Genomic DNA, 16,004 nt, shown 5'->3' with positions numbered 1-16,004 from the left:
CAGTAAGCCGGTTGTCGGGGCCGCTAAAGTAACGCAAATCCCCTCGCCTGCAAACGCCTGCTATCGGGTCACGGAGTCGGTTTAAACGCAATGGTGCTGATACAGGTTGGATTCGTGACGGGCAGGGCAAAGCTGATCGTACCCCAGGGCTCCGTCGCTTCGGCCGAAGTCACCTCGTTGACTGACCGCCCACGGGGTACGTCGAGCAGCGAGAGGTGGTTGTAATGCTGCCGTAATTCGGGTACCGTCACGCACTGTCCTGCCAGGGTCAGCACCAGAAAGCCAGGATGCGCCTGCCCGTCATGTCGCAGGCGCAGATCAATCTTACCAATCACAACGCCGTTGGCTAGTTTGACCGGCCCACCTTCAAAAAACGTAAAGAAATCGTTCTGTGACTTTCGCGCGAGCGGGACCCCCAACTGGGCTTCCAGCTTTTCTTTCGTAAATGGGGCCTGATTGCCCAGTTGGCGTACCACCTGCCAAAGCGTAGGTCGGGAAAACATAGGAGTAGCAGCAACGGCCACAGCGGCCATAATCAACACGAAGTAACGAATTGCGTTCTGACGAATCATAACCATGCCACATTTACGCGGCGGCTTAAGGCTATCGGCGGCGTGGTGGGGGCGGATAGTTTTGGTCATACCACCCACCGTAGTAATCTTCGTAGGGCTGATTTGTCGTAGAGGTACGTTCGCCACGGCCAAAAATACCGCCGATGGTATCGCGTGCGCGGGCCTCATTCCCGTCTCGCTCATACTGGTTATACGCATTGTTATAAGCCTGTTGATTGGCTGGGTTACCGGCGATCCCAATATCGGCTCCCCCGTTAGCAACGATCTCGCGTTGTATGCGAATATTATTTAGAGTCGCCGCACCTTCATCCGCCAGCGCACCACGTACGTACGCATTACGCGATGATACATCGGCCCGGTACGGATATAACGCATGCCCCGTTTCGTGCGATACCGTTTGCCCCAAAGCCGTGGGATTACCTCGTTCGTTCGGGTCGACGGTGATCGTCTGCGTACTCCGGTCGGCAAAGGAACCCCCGCCGGGGGTGCCATACTGAAACGTCCAGCCCTGGCTCTGAAGGGTACGTATCTGGTCCTGCAGGGTTGGCGAAAGGGCAGCAAACGCATCGAAATCAACGCCAAGCCCGGTGATTACCGTCGTTGGGCCGCCAATTAACACTGTAAACTCACCAATAATCAGTACGCCTCCGTGAACCGTTTTGTCACCCATCCGGGCGGCGGGCAGCCCGTTAATGAGTACGGTTGAGGCCCCCTGCGAAATCACGTCGGGTGGGCCTACGCACACGCACATGTTGGTAACCGTAGCGGCCGGTCGTCCACCAATCAGCACGGTAGGGTGACCAGGTGGCATTACCGGCCCGCCTACGTGCGGTACAGGGGGTACGCTCGGCGTAACCATTGGGCAGGTGTGCATATCTCCTACTCGTGCGGCGGGCTGTCCCATCAGTCTCCTTTATTCAGACGTTAATTATCGGAAGCAGTATAGGCGCTAAAGCGTTAGCGCCGACCGATAATTTATTGATGGTCAATAGTTTTGAGCAAACGTGAGCCAAATGTTTCACCGCTAGTCGGGCTGCTCAATGTTGTTGGCAGCCATCCACTGCTCAAAGGCGTCTTCTTCCTGCTGATGAAGCGCCCGCCACTTCTCGCCGAAGCCCTCAGGATCCCGACCCAGTTCCTCCAGCCTTGCCCGATAGACCTGCCCCTGTGGCGACTCATACCACCGCTGACGGATGGGCTGCCAGGCGGGCTTGCTATACAACGGCGACTCCACCGGAAAGTGAACGCCCCGTTCCTGGAGCATCTGCTTCACCTTCTTCTGCCACTCGTAGCCCGCTGTGCCCTTGTTGGGGGTGGCGTCTTGCACTGCATAGGGCAGTGTGCGCCCCACCGACGAGGCCTTTTGATAGTCTGCATTACGATTGAGAAAGTTAGCTACATCCTCAAACTGGTTCAAGTTAGCCAACAGGGTCACTGCGCTTACCTGATTGTCTTTCTTGGTTACGTTGATATCGGCGCCCTTGTCGAGCAAGAGGTAGATATGGGGCTTGAACAAACTCAGAATCGCCGTGATCAGCGCTTTCTCGCCCCGGTCTTCGCTGTTGGGGTCGCCTTGGTGATCCAGCAGAATCCGCAAATAGTCGATATCGTCCAACCCTGCGGCTAAGCCCACCGGCTGGGTACCCTGCCCGTCTTTGTAGTTGGGGTTGGCTCCCTGCTCGAGCAGGTACGTCAGGCTGCGCTTGTTTTTGGTGACGATGGCCCACATCAGCAACGTCATGTCCTGTTTGCCCACGTGATTGACGTCTAGTCCTGCGGCGAGCTGCTGGCGAATGGCGGTCAAATCCCCTTGGGCAACGGCTCGGGCCAGGGGTTGATAGGCGGGCTCAAAGAATTGGTCTTCGCGTTGATCCATGGATGACGTGGGTGATTGGCAACCGGCACTTGAAAAAAGCAGGCTACCCAAAAAAAAGACGATGAGTTTACTTAATTGCCTTAGCATCCCAACTGTTTTGCGATTCCTTTCAAATCATCTTTCTTCTGCTTCTCCATCGAGTCGATTAAATAAGGCATACCGTGGTATTCAACCCGATCTAATGTACTTCGTAGACCGGGACTATCAATCTTGTTACCATTGATATCCTGAGCCGGCAATGTCGTACGTGCACCCGCTGCAGGCGGCATCTCGTTGTTGAAATACACTTTCGCTCCTACAATTGGAGCCAATAAGGCGGCTAATGTTCCACCAACAACAGATCCTGCAACACCTCCGCCAACTTGCCCCGTAAGTTTATTCAAAAAAGTAGGCATCAATGGGTTTACATAAGGACCAACCGCCGCTCCGGCTCTGCCGCCTGCCATAGCACCGCCATATCCGCCCCCACCAAAGCCAACCAACGGCAAAGCACCTGATATGGTGGCCGCTTTTTTCAGTTGAGGAACGTCCTGTACATTGCTAAGAATATCGTACGGAAAGTTGAATGCATTAACCAAGGGTTTACCAGCAATCAGTTTTTTCGCATCATCACGGCTTTTTTCGTAACGCTGCACCGTCTTTTCATGAACGCCAGCCGCATTAAATGTAAACCCTTTTAAACCGGTTACGATGCTGGCGGCAGCAGCCTGTCCTCCGGCCTTAGAATGGCCTGCTATTTCCATCCGGCTACCATATTTATCTTTTAACTCCAAGGCTTTATCAATCGACTGTGAGTACTGCCGGGTCTCCATGCCCATACCCTGTAGAGCGTTCGTTTTCCAGTCAGCCACAGCGTTATCGGCATTATCCGTTCCTCGAAAAACAAGCACCGGCCTGGCTGGCTTTTCAAACGTAGATTGATAAACCGCATAAGCAAATCCGGTAGCAGGGTCTTTGTAAAAAGGCTCTTTAATTACCCAACCTTCAGGCGGATGTACACCCGGCATTTTCAGCTTTTTCTGGATGTCAGCCAGGTTCTTAGCTGCGGCGGCCGCTTTTTGAGGATCAGGGTCTGTTAGTTGCGACTTATACAAATCTTCTTTCCCCCACACATAAATATCATCGACGAGTCGAGCCCGTTCAATAGCCCGGTTATTCAACTCAAGCCGGTTTGTTAGCTTTTCCAAACTAGCCTGTTCAGCAACGGCGGGTAAGTTCTTGGCCACTCGCGTCGCATCCGCCGGAGCAATCATGGCGTTCGAACCCGGCAGTTGTTGTGCCATATGCGTCCTTGCTTCATTGATCACGGCCAAACGGGCGTTGTAGCGCTCTTTTTTCGACTTGCGCATGTCGGTGGCGTCGGCTACCTGGGCGCAGATCGCCGGTTTGGGTGGCTTCGGAGCTTTGGCCGTTACGCTATTGGCCTGATAAGCAGCCAGACTGAACGTCTCGCCCGCGCCGTGGCTATCCAGCGGCCAGTTGTTGTCGTGAACGATGGCCCCCACAGCCACCCGCTGCGGGCTGATTTGGAGTTGCAACCAACTACTGCCTATTCCGCCTGACAAGCCCGGAAAGAAATTCAGGTTCATATCGATGCAGTACGCATTGAAGAAACTGATGGTCTTTTCCGTAGCCTTCGCCCCCGCCTGCAATAGCCTGATCTTGCCGTCCTGCTGCATGGTAGGCGACAGCATCCACTGATACAAAAAGGAATCGGACGAAACGGGCGAATGGAGGGTACAGGTGATCGCTACCCCCAATACCGGCGAGGCGGGCCGACCCAGATGGTCGATATCCTGCCGCATACCCAGTTCGTACCGTTGCAACGGGTACTGCTTCCCGCCTACCTCCAGAAATGCCGTGAATGAAGCCATACCGTCAATGTTACCTAGTGGTCGTTTGAGTCACTAACGTACCCACGAATATGCCGCCCAATGGCTACTTGAACGACCGATAAGTTAGCTAAAGGTATCAAAGTCCCGTCAGCCAACAACCAAAAGCGGCGTTGCTGATGGACTTGTGTGTCATCAGCAACGCCGCTTTTGGTTTAAAACACTCTGCTTATACTACCGAATATCCATTTCCATGGGCAGGCGCGCCTGAATACCCTTGAGCGACTGTAGCTTACGTACCTGCTGAACGGCCGGGGCAAACGTACCCAACACCGCTTTCAGGCGGGTATCGTCGTCCGAATCGCCGAAGTATTTCATAAACTGCTCAACGGGGCTTTCCAGGGCGGGCATGTAGCGCAGGCGGTAGTCGTCGTCTTTGAGTTTGGCTTCGGTAGCCGCCAGTTTGATGGCGTCGTCGAGCCCACCGAGCTGATCGACCAGGCCAATGGCTTTGCCCTGCGTGCCCGTCCAAACCCGACCACCGGCAATCGCCCGCACGCTGTCGATGGGCAGCTTACGGCCGTCGGCCACCTTCTTGGTGAAGCTGGCATAAATCCGGTCGACACCCGTTTGCAACACCTTCCGGTCGAAATCAGTGAGAGGACGGGTGGCGCTCGGGAAGTCGGCGTGGGGGTTGGTCAGCACCCGGTCGAAGGTGACACCCAACTTGTCTTTAAACAGACTTTCGGTATTGAAGAGCAGCGCAAACACGCCAATCGACCCCGTGATGGTGTTGGGCTGGGCCACGATCTTGTTGCAGCCCATTGCCATGAAGTACCCGCCCGAGGCGGCGTAATCAGAGAACGAGGCCACAATGGGCTTCACTTTCCGGGTCAGCTGCACTTCGCGCCACATCACGTCCGACGCCAGCGCGCTGCCGCCCCCCGAGTTGATGCGCAACACAATAGCCTTGATATTATCGTTCAACCGGGCCTTTCTGATCTCCCCAGCAATCTTGTCGGAGCCGATGCTCTGATCATCGCCCGAACCCGTATTGATGTCGCCTGAGGCCACAATCACGGCGATTCGGTTCTTGCTCGATACCTTGTCGTCATCGTCACTCTCATCACCCGAGGCGGCATTCTTATACTTGCCTACCGTAACGAACTCGATTTTTTTCTTTTCATCGAGTTTCAGTTGTTTCCGGATTTCACCTTCCAGTTCGTCGTAATAGCCCACGTTGGAAACCAGCTTGGCCCGGAGGGCATCGGCGGGCGTCTGAATGGTCAGGTCGCTGGCCAGTTGGCGCAGCGTAATCGCTGATACGCCCCGGCTTTTGGCCACACTCGTCAGGAAATGATCGTTGATCGAGTTCAGGAACGACGACACCTGGAGGCGATTCGGCTCGCTCATGTTTTCGCGAATGAACGGCTCGATAGCACTTTTGAACTCCCCTACCCGGAACACTTCGGGTTTCAGCCCCAGCTTGTCGAGCGATCCTTTGAAGAACGTGAGCTCAGCCGATATGCCGTTCCATTCCATGTCGCCCGCCGGATTAAGGTAGATTTTATCGGCTACCGAGGCGATGTAATAGGCTTTTTCGGTCATTACTTCGGCGTAGCTGTAGACAAACTTTTTCGAGGTTTTGAAATCGATCAGCGCGTTACGCACTTCTTCCAGCGTGGCCCAGCCCGCCTGCGGGTTTTCAGCGGCGATGTAAACGCCTTTGATGTTATCGTCGTCCTTAGCCTTTTTCAGGGCTTCCTTAATTTCAACCAGCCCCATCACGTTGGCATCATCGCCCCCACTGAACGACGCAAATGGGTTGGTACGGCTTCGCTCGCGGATGGGTTCGTCGAGCTTGATTTTGAGTACGGAGTTATCGGCCACCGTCACGTCTCCTTTAGAAGAAGCCGCGCCAATGATGCCGGCAAAAATGAGAATACCCAGTAGGGTGAAAATGACCAGCCCCAACAGGGTAGCCAGCAAATACTTCAGAAACTGTCGCATAAAGACGAATTGGGGTAACAGCCGTCGACGTAGCGCCCGGCAGACAGATTAAGTACGGTAAAAATAGCCGACGGGTTGCAGCGCCCGGTGTTTTTGGGTTAAACGCTTTGTATCGTGGATGAGTGGGGCATAAGCGTTTCTAACCTGTAAGTAGTGGCAGTTGACGGGTTCTAACTGGCGACCTCGCTTCTGTCGCGCCAGCCTTCATTCTATGAGCCAATAATTAGTCTATAAACTAACTATTCTAACCCTATTTCAGTTATCTAATGAACAACAATGCTCAACTGATCTATGAAAAATGCACTCATCCTGCTCGCCTGTTTGGTGGGTATCTCAGCCTGTGCCCCCCGCGTGGCGGTCGACAAGGCACAAAACGTCGATTTCTCGAAATACCGCACTTTCGCCTGGATGGATTCCGACGTGAAAGGCACCAAAAATCCGGTTTACTACAATCAGCTGGCGTCCGATCAGGTCGAGCAAACGGTGGTTTCTGAACTAGCCAAGAAAGGCTTGAAGGAGACCAGCCGCCGCCCCGATCTGTTGATCGGCTATCACTTTTTTGTTGAAGAAAAGACCCGCACTGTAGCCAACAACACGGGTGGTGGTCCCTATGGTTTTTATGGTCCCTATGCGGGTTGGGGCCGCTGGGGCTACGCTGGCTGGGGTCCCGGCTGGTGGGGCTGGAACAGTTTTGGCCCGCAGTACACGCAGGAGAAATATGAAGCCGGTACGGTCGTAGTCGATATGGTCGACAACCGAACCAAACGCCTCGTCTGGCGAGGTGCCGTGCAGAATGCCGTGGGCGATCCAACCCGTATCAGCCAGAATCTGGCCAAGCAGGTTGAACGCATCGTCGAGCAATTCCCGCAGGTGAGGGGATAAAAATTAGCCCAAAGTAAGAGGTTCAATAGTCAAAGTTGGTCATTCATATCGCAACTTTGACTATTGAACCTTTTTCGTTGAATCCCTCTCTGTGAATCTTCCCCTCTTTTTAGCGAATCGGGTACGGAATGCGCCGCTGGGCAGTTTCTCGGCGACGGTCACGCGGGTGGGTATTGCCAGCGTTGCCATTGGTCTCGCCGTGCTGATCATCGCCTTCGGTATCCTGTTCGGCTTTAAGCGCACCATTCAGCAAAAGATTTTTGCCTTTGGCGCGCACCTGCAAGTCATTAAGTTTTCCAATAACGTCTCCTACGACGCCCCACCCATTTCCCTTAACGCACCCGCCGTGGCCCGCGTACGGGCGCTGCCGGGCGTGAGTCATCTTCAGGGTGTCACCCAGAAAGCGGGCATTCTGCAAGCCGAGGACGACCTCTCGGGGGTGGTCATGAAAGGCGTCGGACCTGATTACGATTGGCGGCTTTTCCGCGAATCACTGGTAGCGGGTACGTTGCCCAACTTCGATTCGGCCAGTACCAACGGCTATTCGACCCAGCTGCTCATCAGCCGCACCATTGCTAACCAGCTCAACTTGACGGTCGGGCAATCGGCGATCCTTTATTTTACGGGCCAAACCCGCCCGGGCGAGGCACCCGCCAGCCCGACCGGCCTTCGTCCCCGCAAAATGACCATCACCGGCATTTACGAAACGGGTTTGGAAGAGGGCGACAAGACGTTTGTCATCGGCGACCGGCGACTGGTGCAGCGGCTCAACAACTGGGGTGCCGACTCGGTCGGCAGCTTCGAGATTTTCGTCCGCGATTTCACCCAGCTCAACGCGACCGCCTCCGCCGTGCTGAACCAGATTCCGCCCGAGATGCGGCTGATCCGGGTGACCGACCAATACGGCACGCTCTTCGACTGGATGGTGCTACTCGACCGCAACACGGCCGTTTTTCTGGTCCTGATTCTGTTCGTAGCCTGTTTCAATATGGGCTCGGTACTGCTGGTCCTGATGATGGAACGTACCCCGATGATCGGCCTGATGAAAGCGCTGGGTAGCCCCAACGACCTGATGCGGCGGCTCTTTGTGGTGGTGGGTCTGAGCATCGTGGCCTGGGGGCTACTGATCGGCAACACGCTGGGGATTGGCCTGTGCTGGCTACAGGATCGGTACCAGTTGATCCCGCTCGATCCTAAAAACTACTACATGACCTACGTACCCATCGCCTGGGACTGGCCCGTAATTGGGTTGGTCAATGCGGCCGTGGTGGGGCTTATCGCGCTGGCGATGTGGGTGCCAACGCTCATCATCAACCGGATCGACCCAGTTAAGGCGCTGGTGTTCAAGAAATAGCTGTCTGGCGGCGTCAAACCCCGATTTTGAGGCTGGCTGTACACTTCATAAGGGTAAAACCCCTGTTTGTTGACCCCCATAACCGTTTGTACGAGTTGATCGTTGTGTGAAAGGCGTAAGCCCTTAGTATTGTCACGTCAATCACGACTTCAACCGATGGCAGAAACAGAAAAGAGTTTTGGCGACAAGTTGCTGGGCTTTTTCATCAAAGACGTCCCCGAACGCGGCCCCGCCGGTGCACCCGCTTCGGCCACGCCGCCTGCATCCGTACCAGCGGGTATGCAGCCCGGCACCAACACCCTGCCCCCGATGCCTTCGCCCGCCGCAGGGTCACCTACGGGAGCCGTCGACACCAAGTTTGTCGATCACTTTGCGGGGGTGCTGAGCAAAGCCAACCTGCAAGGACCCGACTATTTCGAGTTTCGCGAGATTTTGCGCAACCTGGCCAATCTGGGGCTTACCGAAGAAAAGCAGTTTCAGGCAGCCTGGGCGAGCTTTAAGGCTATGGCCGGTACGGGCGACCCAGGTACGTTGGCCACCGCTGCCAACCAGTATCTGGCGGCCTTAAGCACCGACCGCGAGGCTTTTCTGAAAAGCGTGGAAGCCGCCGTGCAGGAACGAGTCGGTGGGTTGCAGACCGAACAGAAAAAACTCCAGGCCGACAATGACGCGATCGCCAAACAGATTGCCGAATTGCAGCAGCGCGTCAATGCTAACAACGACCGGCTGGGTAAAATTGGTGGCGAGATCGACGAGCAAAGCGCCAAGATCAACCAGAATCGGGCCAATTTTGAAACCACCTACGCCAGTTTCACCGACCAGATCAAGGCCGATATTTCCAAGATTACAGCGTACCTGAAATGAATTTCTAGTTTTCAGGTTGGCCTTTTCAGTTGGCTGACGCAGAATTACACAGGCGTCAGCCAACTGAAAAGGCCAACTTGAAAACGCCTTAACTAACGTAAACCATGGCTTCTCCTGACTTTTCACAATTAGCTGGCGGCAATGCCGACTCAGACCCGCACAAAGGGTCGTTCTGGAGCCGCCCCGAAGGCATCGCAGGCATGTTAGTGCTGGGTGCCGTGGCCGCGCTTGGCCTCGTTTATTTCAACCGGATCGTGGAGTTTCTGATCCGCGTTACCGAAAACACGCTCTATCTGGCGGGTTTGCTCGGGGTGCTGGCCCTACTGGTGTTTCTATTCACCAGTCGCGACGTCCGAACGGCGGTGTTCTTCCTGTTCAAAACGTTCATGCGCAAACTGGCCGGGACTATCATTCAGCTCGACCCGATTGCCATCATGAAAATCTACGTGCAGGATCTGCGCGAGAAACGCGAGAAAATGCAGGGGCAGATCGACACGCTGGCCGGGCAACTGGTGAAGCTGAACAAGAAGATCAACGAGAACAACGACACCATCAAGCAGAAATTTGCCGAGGCCAACAAAGCCAATGAGATGGCCGCGACCAAACCCGGCATGAAAGAAGCCGCCACGCTGGCGACGATCGAAGGCGCGGGCTTGCAGGAGATGAACGAGAAGTTGCTCCCGCTGCAACGCAACATGAAAACGGTGCTCGATTTCATGGAAAAGGTCAACAAATCGGCCGATTACCTGATCAAGGAAACCGACATCAAGGTAAAGCTGAAAGAGACCGAGTACAAGATCGTGAAGGAAAGCTCGAACGCGCTCAAAACGGCGGTCAGCATCTTCAAAGGCAACCCCGACAAGAAGTTCTACTTCGATGAGTCGATGGAGTACATCCAGGACGACATGAGCAAGAAGCTGGGCGAAATGAAACGGGCGATGGACCTCTCGATGGACTTCATCAATGGCGTGGACATTCAGAACGGCTTGCTGTCGGACAAAGGGGAGCAGTTGCTGGAAGCCTACAACCGGGGCGAATTCTCGATGGTGCAGCTTAACCCGGCGACAACCAACCAACTCGATGCCCCGCAGCAGGCCCGCGTGCTGAACCCGCCCAAAGACGAAGGCTATCGTAATCTGTTAGACTAATTAGTTAAAAAGCGAACGAGTGAATGAGCGGATTCGTCGCCAGTCATTCATTCGTTTGCTGATTCACTCTTTCACTTTTTCACTCCTTATGAATCGCTTAACCACTGCCGGGCGGCTGATCATTACGCTGCTCATTCTGGGCCTTGTTTACCTTGGCCTCAAGTACGTTGCCGGTATCGACCTGATCGACAAATTCCGGAGCGGCAACAAAACCGAACAGGTCTCCTCACCATCACTGCCTCAAGGCGGGCTCGACACCGAAAACTCGGCCTCAAACGAAGAAGCTACCAGCAGCAGCGAAGCCTCAAGCACGGGCGACAGCGAGTCGTCGGCGACGTCGAACGGCACCTCGTCGGCCAGCAGCGCCTTCGGTTACCAGGCGGCCGAACCACAAGGTGGCAAGTTGCGCGGCGTGGTCGAACTGGGGGCCAGCGGTTTCAACTCGTTCATCGTTCGGATCGATGATCAGAAACGCTGGAAGCTCGAAAAAGCCGACTTTGGCAACAGCCTCGTACTGGAAAACATGGCGACCGACCTCGACATCCGGGAGGGCCTGAAGCAGTACATCGCTAACATGCTCAACTTCGGGGTGGGTGGCCGCGACATTCAGTTTGTGGTGAGCTCGGGTGCCTTGAAAGCCGATGCTACCCAGAAAATCATCAAAAACCTGAAGGCGCTCAACTATGTGGTAAACACCGTGACGCCCGAGCAGGAAGGTCGGCTGGCGCTGCGGGCCGTGCTGCCTCCGGAGTTCGACGACAATGCTTTCGTAGTCGACATTGGGTCGGGTAACACCAAGATTTCGTGGAAGACGAACGGCAACGTATCGGCTCTGGAAACCTACGGAGCCAAGTATTTCCAGGAAGGCTCCGACGACGCCAAAGTCTACAGCGAAGTCAACAGCAAAGCGAAGGGCGTACCCGCCGGTCGTCGGAAAACCTGCTTCATCATCGGCGGTATTCCGTTCGAATTGGCCAAGCAGGTTCGGAATGGCAAGGAGCGTTACACCGTGCTGAAAGCCCCCGCCGACTACAAGGGCGACAACGCCAAGCAGAAAGCAGGCCTCAATATCTACAAAGCCATCGCCGACGCCACGGGCTGCCAGCAATTCGTTTTCGACTGGGACGCCAACTTCACCATCGGCTACCTGCTGACGCTGAAGTAATGCACAATGGATAATGCACAGTGTACAATGAAGCGTTCGCTATAAAACTGTTACGTTTTCAGTTCGCCCATTGTACATTGTGCATTATCCATTGTGCCTTATACTTTCCATGACCTTCCGTGATCTCTTCGACTACGCCGCTGCTCAACCCTGGACAGTGGCGTTTTTTTTCTGACGATTCCATTGCTCACCTTTCTGGTCAACCTGTGGTCGGGTGAGACTACGGAGGCAATCTGGACATGGCGGTATGCCTACGCCGTGCTGGTCTATGCCGCCTGCATTCCCGGTGTGTTCGCCCTGACGCTCAACCTTTACCTGTTTCTGTTCGAGCGGCAGAGTGTCTGGGCCATGAACCTTGTCTTGCAGGTGCTGCCCATCCTGACCATGATCGCCACGTTGTGGCTGGTGCGGCAGAAATTACCGTTCATCTACGTACCTGGCTTTGGTCGACTAGCTAGTTTCCTTACGCTCATCGCCGCGCTGATCGGTATCCTGTGGTTTGTCGACCGGCTTCGTCTCGTGGCTTTCACCTACGTACCATTTGGCTACCTCGTCGTGGGCTTCGTTGGTACGTTGCTGCTCATCCGCTTCGCCTGGAGCCGGATTTTTTGAGGGGGAAATGGCATTGGGCTGTGCCGTCAATTGACTTCGTGATCATTGGTGGTCATTCATTGTCATTGGTAGTCATTGATCGCTTTTTACAACGAAGACAATGAATGACCACCAGTGACGACGAATGACGCGCAGCAAATGACACCACCAATGACAGCGAAGCCTACTCAAACGCTACTTCTTTGAAGCCGAAATAACGTACCTCGCCAGCAACCCAGATACCAAGGCGGCCTAGCGGGTCGAGGTCGACGATGGTGCCGGTGAAGGGCTGACCCTCGGCGTTGTAGCGGTGGGGCTGCTGGTAACGGTAGAGGTGGTTCAGGTACGTTTCCCGCAAGACTGACCGCTGCCCGGCCCGTAGTTGCAGGTAGCGTTTTTCCAGCTGTTCGCAGAGCGTCGTCAGCAGGGCCGGGAGCTGGTACCCTTCGTCAATGGGTGTTTCCAACAGTAGGGATGTCGCCGTCGGCAGGCCAAAATCGGTTTGGTTTACGTTCAGCCCTATGCCAATGATCGACTGGGCGACGTTATAGCCCTGTAGGGTGTTCTCGATGAGCACGCCCCCGAGCTTCCGGTCGTAGACATACACGTCGTTGGGCCATTTGATGGTCAGCCCCCCGTTGGGCAGCAGCGGCGAGAGCGTATCGTTGATCGCCAGCGAGACAGCCATATTGAGCCAGAACTGTTCCGTAGCGGCCAGAAAAGTCGGCGACAAAATGAGCGAACCCGTGAAACTATGGCCCGGCTGGGCCTCCCACTGGTTGCCCCGCTGGCCGCGGCCGCGGGTTTGCCGGTCCGTGACGACGAACGTACCCTCCGATACGTCAGTCGTAAGTAGTAAATCGGACGCTTCGTCGTTGGTAGAGTGACAGCTTGGCAGGTAAACTATTTTTTGACCAACGAATAGCGTTTTGGGACAGATTTTGTGCAAAGATTGTTACGTTTATAACATGACCATGACATGTCAAATGGTGTATGGTGCGGTCGGGTAGTGTTTCTACGCATACCCATTTGACTTGGCAACGTACCCGCTACCCGTTTGCCACACAAGTTTACATTCAAAGCATGATTCAAAACACTGTTTTAGCCAAACAACCCGAACTAACTACTCAGCAACTTCGCGATCTGATCGTAAAAGGTATGCAGGAGAAAAAGGCGCAGGACATCGTCGTGATGGACCTTCGCCGTGTCAAAAACGCCATTACCGACTATTTCATCATTTGCTCGGGTAGCTCTGATACCCAGATTGACGCCATCGCTGGCTCGATCGAAGAAGAGATTTTGAAAGTAAGCCGGACGTTCCCGTTCAACCGCGAAGGCAAAGCCAACCGCGAGTGGATTCTGCTCGATTACGTCGACGTAGTCGCGCACGTATTCAAGAAAGAACGCCGGGCATTTTACGATCTGGAGCAGCTTTGGGGTGATGCTGAGATCGAATACATTGCCGACGACGACATTGTTCCTGCCATCCAACGGGTTGGTTGATCGCTTGTTTTTGCCGCTCCCACCCACCGTTTGCCAGCTAAACATTCGCTTTCTGAACGGTGTTACCCCTACAAACCGACTTCCGTATAACCTGTAGAAATGTCTGATAACAACACCAATAGAAATCTGCCCCGAGTTCCGCGTAAGCCGAATTTTCAGGGTTGGATTGTGGTACTGCTGATCTCCGCCATCCTCGGTATCGCCTTCATGAGTAAAAGCACGTCGGTTCGACAGACCTCGCCTAAGCAGTTTGAGCGCATGGTGAAGAATCGCGATGTTGAAAAAGTCATCATCGTTAATGACAAAATTGCCGAAGTAACCCTGCGCGAAGAGGCCCTCAAAAAGCCCGAATATCGCGCGCTGAATTCCGAGAAGCCCTACTTCGGGGCCAATGACCGGGGTCCGCACTATACCTTCGAAGTACCTTCGGCCGAATCGTTCAAGAAAGACCTCGAACGCCTCGAACAGGGCGTTCCCGAAGATCAGCGAATCGATGACCGCTACGAAAGCCGGGCCGACTGGGCCGGTTCACTGGCGACCTACGGCCTGATCATCATCATGATTCTGGCGATGTACTTCATTCTGGGCCGGATGTCGGGCACGGGTGGCCCGGGGGGGCAGATTTTCAACATCGGTAAATCGCGCGCGGCGTTGTTCGATGCCGAAAACCGGGTGAAGATTACCTTCAACGACGTGGCCGGCCTCGACGAAGCCAAGGAAGAGATCAAAGAGATTGTCGACTACCTGAAAAACCCGTCGAAGTTCACCAAGCTGGGTGCCAAAATCCCGAAGGGTGCCCTGCTGATTGGCCCTCCGGGTACGGGTAAGACGCTGTTGGCCAAAGCCGTGGCCGGTGAAGCCGGGGTGCCGTTCTTCTCACTGTCGGGTTCCGATTTTGTGGAGATGTTTGTGGGGGTTGGTGCCGCTCGGGTACGTGATCTGTTCAAACAGGCTAAAGAAAAAGCGCCCTGTATCATCTTCATTGACGAGATCGACGCCGTAGGTCGCTCGCGGGGACGGGGTTCAATGCCTGGTGCCAACGACGAACGCGAGAACACGCTGAACTCCCTGCTGGTTGAAATGGATGGGTTTGCTACCGACTCGGGTATCATCATCCTGGCCGCCACCAACCGCCCTGATGTACTCGACCCCGCCCTGCAACGTCCCGGCCGTTTCGACCGTCAGATCAGCATCGATAAACCCGATATCATTGGCCGGGAAGCGATCTTTAAGGTACACCTGAAACCGCTGAAACTTTCAGCAGACGTAGAGCCGAAAGATCTGGCCGCGCAGACGCCTGGTTTTGCCGGTGCCGAAATCGCCAACGTCTGTAACGAAGCCGCCCTGATTGCCGCCCGTCGTGACAAAGAGTCGATTGACATGATTGACTTCCAGGATGCGATGGACCGGGTGATCGGTGGTCTGGAGAAGAAGAACAAACTCATTTCGCCTGAAGAGAAAGAGATCGTGGCCTACCACGAGGCTGGTCACGCGGTAGCGGGCTGGTACCTCGAACACGCCGATCCGCTCGTGAAAGTGACGATTGTACCGCGTGGGGTTGCGGCGCTGGGTTACGCTCAGTATCTGCCCCGTGAGCAGTACCTCTACCGCACCGAGCAACTGATGGACGAAATGTGCATGGCTCTAGGTGGCCGGGCCGCCGAAGACATCGTGTTTGGTAAGGTATCGACCGGCGCGCTGAGCGATCTGGAACGGATTACCAAACTGGCCTACAGCATGGTGACGATGTATGGCATGAATGACAAAATCGGCAACGTATCGTTTTACGATTCGAAACAGTCGGAGTATTCGTTCAACAAGCCTTATTCGGAAGAAACGGCCCGTCAGATCGACGACGAAGTTCGGAAGATCGTTGATGTTGCTTACCAGCGCACAACCGGCATGCTGGCCGACAAGCGCGAGCAACTCGAGATTATCGCTCAGGAATTGCTGAAAAAGGAAATTCTGTACCAAAACGATCTGGAACGGCTGATTGGCCGTCGGCCGTTCGAGCGCGACACGGCTTACCAGGCGTACAAAAAACGTGGCGAGGAAGTAAAGGAGGAGATTGGAGCTGAAGCCAAGCCGGCCGCTACGGAGCCGCTGGAGACGCAACCTTTTACGTCGACTCCGACGCCGCCTGCATCAGCTTAGTCTGCGGTTAATTCCCATAAGAGCCCGGCCACTTTGGTCGGGCTTTTTTATTG

14 protein-coding genes are annotated in these 16,004 nt (G+C 54.8%); 8 read left to right on the top strand and 6 right to left on the bottom strand.

The window, feature by feature from the left end:
* Positions 1-68 precede the first annotated feature (68 nt).
* From FAES_RS14515 to sppA, 5 genes are all read right to left on the bottom strand, one after another.
* Positions 69-503: a hypothetical protein gene (locus FAES_RS14515; protein WP_041258974.1), complete on the bottom strand. Its 435-nt coding sequence runs from the start codon at positions 501-503 to the stop codon at positions 69-71.
* Positions 504-603: 100 nt separating this feature from the next.
* The gene (locus tag FAES_RS30790; protein WP_015331986.1) at positions 604-1,476 is read right to left on the bottom strand and encodes a PAAR domain-containing contractile injection system baseplate protein; all 873 of its coding nucleotides are present in this window, start codon (positions 1,474-1,476) and stop codon (positions 604-606) included.
* A gap of 120 nt (positions 1,477-1,596) precedes the next feature.
* A complete protein-coding gene (locus tag FAES_RS14505; protein WP_041257890.1) occupies positions 1,597-2,448 on the bottom strand; it encodes an ankyrin repeat domain-containing protein in 852 nt (283 codons plus the stop codon).
* 80 nt (positions 2,449-2,528) lie between these two features.
* On the bottom strand, positions 2,529-4,322 hold the full coding sequence (tssD, locus tag FAES_RS14500) for a type VI secretion system tube protein TssD (protein ID WP_015331984.1): 1,794 nt from the start codon (positions 4,320-4,322) through the stop codon (positions 2,529-2,531).
* Between the two features lie 192 nt (positions 4,323-4,514).
* Entirely contained in the window at positions 4,515-6,290 is a 1,776-nt protein-coding gene (sppA, locus tag FAES_RS14495) for a signal peptide peptidase SppA (protein ID WP_015331983.1), read from the bottom strand.
* A gap of 291 nt (positions 6,291-6,581) precedes the next feature.
* Here sppA and FAES_RS14490 point away from each other — a divergent pair, with 291 nt between their 5' ends.
* The 6 genes from FAES_RS14490 (at position 6,582) to FAES_RS14465 (ending at position 12,315) form a co-directional block, all read left to right on the top strand.
* On the top strand, positions 6,582-7,172 hold the full coding sequence (locus FAES_RS14490) for a DUF4136 domain-containing protein (protein ID WP_015331982.1): 591 nt from the start codon (positions 6,582-6,584) through the stop codon (positions 7,170-7,172).
* Positions 7,173-7,263: 91 nt separating this feature from the next.
* Positions 7,264-8,526, top strand: a complete 1,263-nt coding sequence (locus FAES_RS14485; protein WP_015331981.1) for an ABC transporter permease — start codon at positions 7,264-7,266, stop codon at positions 8,524-8,526.
* Between the two features lie 156 nt (positions 8,527-8,682).
* Complete coding sequence (locus tag FAES_RS14480; protein WP_015331980.1) at positions 8,683-9,390, top strand: hypothetical protein; 708 nt, start codon at positions 8,683-8,685, stop codon at positions 9,388-9,390.
* 104 nt (positions 9,391-9,494) lie between these two features.
* On the top strand, positions 9,495-10,538 hold the full coding sequence (locus FAES_RS14475) for a hypothetical protein (RefSeq protein ID WP_015331979.1): 1,044 nt from the start codon (positions 9,495-9,497) through the stop codon (positions 10,536-10,538).
* A gap of 88 nt (positions 10,539-10,626) precedes the next feature.
* On the top strand, positions 10,627-11,703 hold the full coding sequence (locus FAES_RS14470; protein WP_015331978.1) for an acetate and sugar kinases/Hsc70/actin family protein: 1,077 nt from the start codon (positions 10,627-10,629) through the stop codon (positions 11,701-11,703).
* 183 nt (positions 11,704-11,886) lie between these two features.
* On the top strand, positions 11,887-12,315 hold the full coding sequence (locus FAES_RS14465; protein ID WP_015331977.1) for a hypothetical protein: 429 nt from the start codon (positions 11,887-11,889) through the stop codon (positions 12,313-12,315).
* Between the two features lie 163 nt (positions 12,316-12,478).
* On the opposite strand, the gene FAES_RS14460 is transcribed toward FAES_RS14465, so the two are convergent.
* Positions 12,479-13,243, bottom strand: a complete 765-nt coding sequence (locus FAES_RS14460; RefSeq protein WP_015331976.1) for a biotin--[acetyl-CoA-carboxylase] ligase — start codon at positions 13,241-13,243, stop codon at positions 12,479-12,481.
* Between the two features lie 134 nt (positions 13,244-13,377).
* Between FAES_RS14460 and rsfS the strand changes: the two genes are divergently transcribed.
* Entirely contained in the window at positions 13,378-13,797 is a 420-nt protein-coding gene (gene rsfS, locus FAES_RS14455) for a ribosome silencing factor (protein WP_041258973.1), read from the top strand.
* 99 nt (positions 13,798-13,896) lie between these two features.
* Positions 13,897-15,951 (top strand): ATP-dependent zinc metalloprotease FtsH, encoded by a 2,055-nt coding sequence (gene ftsH / locus FAES_RS14450; protein WP_015331974.1) that lies wholly within the window; start codon positions 13,897-13,899, stop codon positions 15,949-15,951.
* The last annotated feature ends 53 nt before the right edge of the window (positions 15,952-16,004 follow it).

Origin of the sequence: Fibrella aestuarina BUZ 2, assembly GCF_000331105.1 — a bacterium.
Taxonomy (GTDB): Bacteria; Bacteroidota; Bacteroidia; order Cytophagales; family Spirosomataceae; genus Fibrella; species Fibrella aestuarina.
This window is presented reverse-complemented; position numbering and strand designations above follow the sequence as displayed.